Raw genomic sequence first — 2526 nt, forward strand, 5'->3', positions numbered from 1 at the left:
TTAATATCCCAGAATGGTAACAAGTCAGGTAAGAAATACTTTTCGTTCAAAATACGTTTGAGGTTTGTCGAAAAATTGGGGAATTGTGTCCATTCTTCATAACTTTTGATGTTTTCCCAAAATATGCAATAAAGTTCTTCAAATATTGATGTTAGTTCATCTGGTTGAAGTAAATGGTTTAACAAAAATATATCTTCATCCACTAATTGCCTTGTTTGACAATATCCCATTACATGGTTGAGTAACTGTCTGCCAAAGACAATTATCTCTACTTCAATCTTGATTTGCTCAATAGGTAGTGACTTTCTTTCTTTATATTTTTCAGTTAGCAGGTTGACCAGTTGCCTCAATATTACATCCCTAATACGTATTAACTCGTTATACAGATTTGGGAAAGTTGCTTGAAACTCTCTTGCTTTTACAGCTTGCTTTACTAATTTTTGCATTACAGGGTGAGCTATTCTGTAAATTTCATGATCGAAGACGGGATTACTCATTTAAATACGCTACTTAACAATTGTGAATCTTGTTTTGCTGATGTTTCTGAGGATTCTAGAGCATATTTATATCCGAAGACATCCACATCAGGTTTAAATCGGAGTAAACAATGCAAACCTCAGAAACCAAAAAAAATCAGATTCTTAGAATGAAAGGAGTAACAGAATTAGTCTGTTTAAGTAAATCAAGTCTGTATGACAAAATGAACCCGAAATCCAAGAGATATGATTCGTCTTTTCCTCGTCCGATTAGATTGGGACTATCAGCCGTTGGTTGGTTAGAGCAGGACATAATTGATTGGATCAATTCAAAAAAAAGCTAACCAGATTAGCAAGATATCTTTACAACTCTCACATACCCTATTAACCCTTATAACACTGTAATTCCTTGATTTCGAGGTCATGGGATTACAGTGATTTTTACGCCTGACCATTTGTGTTACTTATATGATCAGTATATCTAATAATATTAATTATTATATAAATTGACTTAATTAACAAATTGTTAGGTGTAATTACGTACAGAGAAGTTCATTATTATGAATCAATCATCCTATCTTATGAGTAATAATCAAACACCTGCTTTAGCACATGAATACTTAACACAAGTACCTGAACACTTTCTAAATCAGCAGACTGAAATAACTGATACTGATTCATCTAATCAGCCCATTCAGATTACAGCACCATTGGAAGAGCAACAGTCTTTACTCAATTCAATGTATGAAGAATGCTTCAATGCAGCAGACGATCAGCATTCAAGCTCATTGGCATTGGATTACTTATTAGATTTCAACACTGAATATAACCAATATGAAATTCGATCAAATCCTGAAGCTGAGAAAATATTCTCAGAAATTGAATTAGTAAAACAAATCTTAAAACACAACTATGTGCAGGCTTATCGTAAGATCAAAGGCACTCTGTATCATGGATGGTATGAGCCTATTGATAAAAAATTCATTGAATTATTAAAGCAAATACTCATCCAAGGGTTTGATCCTCTAGAGCATTATGATTGTGAGCATCATAAGATTGTTATGCAAGCGTATAACGAAATTCTAAAGGGTTATTTTCATGCTGATTTTTATCTACATTACCCCAATGATATTATTCAGCTAAGAAATACTGATGGAACAATAACTTCAATTTGTTATGCAGAATTAATTAATCTATTCATTGAACGTTTGTATTTGCTAACTCAAGAAAAGGAATTCAAATACCAACAGAAAAAACGAAGGGAACGTTCCCAATATCAGCAAAAGGTCGCTACAGAATGTGTAGATACGATACTGGCTAAACATTCGAGAATTGTCATTGCTCGTGTCGATTTTCGTTATGGAAAAACACAAAACCCTGAACTTGCCCAAGTCAAAGCAGATTTAATCACATGCCTTCGTTATTTAAAGCGTACTTCAAATTTACGTATATTGGGCTATCTATGGAAATTGGAATTTGCCGAAAAAACGGGCTATCACTACCACTGTTTTTTCTTTCTCGATGGTCGTAAACACTCACAGGACATTAAGTTAGCACAACAGATTGGTGAGGTCTGGAAAAGAGTGATTGGTGATGAGGGGACTTACTATAATTGCAATATTGATGCTCACAATGGCAAATACAAAGATGTCGGTATTGGCACCTTACATCGCAGTGATAAACAAAAATACGAGTATTTGATTAAAGCCATCCGTTATATAACCAAAAGAGACCAATTCATTGTGCATAAAAGGATTAAGCAGGATGAAGAGAATGAGCAAAACCTTAGAAATGATAAAGCCTACTTCATACGTGTATTTGGTAAAAATATTGCTAAGGATGTTGCGATAAAAATGGGTAAATCTCTTAAAAATACTGGTCAAAAGGAGGCATGAAATGACTCATTATTCAGCGACTCCTCAAGCACACTATATACCGCAGACACCAATTATCCCATTCATGCTGGATGTTAATACTCATTTGTTCTTAGGACAGAGTATTCAAAATGCAGCTCAAATTGAAAATGGGAAACTAGCGGTTATGGATAAAC

General features: G+C 34.1%; 2 protein-coding genes and 1 pseudogene. 2 read left to right on the top strand and 1 reads right to left on the bottom strand.

What is annotated here, in order from left to right; translation table 11 throughout:
* Positions 1-497 (bottom strand): annotated as a pseudogene (locus Aba26S_RS20620) (hypothetical protein); the annotation flags it as partial.
* 110 nt (positions 498-607) lie between these two features.
* On the opposite strand from Aba26S_RS20620, the gene Aba26S_RS20625 reads away from it, so the two are divergent.
* Both Aba26S_RS20625 and Aba26S_RS20630 read left to right on the top strand, forming a co-directional pair.
* A complete protein-coding gene (locus tag Aba26S_RS20625) occupies positions 608-820 on the top strand; it encodes an AlpA family transcriptional regulator (RefSeq protein ID WP_004699696.1) in 213 nt (70 codons plus the stop codon).
* 216 nt (positions 821-1036) lie between these two features.
* Positions 1037-2371 carry an inovirus-type Gp2 protein gene (locus Aba26S_RS20630; protein WP_004699698.1) on the top strand — a complete coding sequence of 445 codons (1335 nt, stop codon included), beginning with the start codon at positions 1037-1039 and terminating at the stop codon, positions 2369-2371.
* Positions 2372-2526 lie beyond the last annotated feature (155 nt).

It is taken from the genome of Acinetobacter sp. NBRC 110496 (assembly GCF_000876115.1).
Classification (GTDB): domain Bacteria; phylum Pseudomonadota; class Gammaproteobacteria; order Pseudomonadales; family Moraxellaceae; genus Acinetobacter.

What these genes read in the sequence shown, in the direction of transcription:
- Aba26S_RS20630 (WP_004699698.1), top strand. Translation starts at nt 1,037, where the DNA reads ATGAATCAATCATCCTATCTTATGAGTAATAATCAAACACCTGCTTTA.
- Aba26S_RS20625 (WP_004699696.1), top strand. Translation starts at nt 608, where the DNA reads ATGCAAACCTCAGAAACCAAAAAAAATCAGATTCTTAGAATGAAAGGA.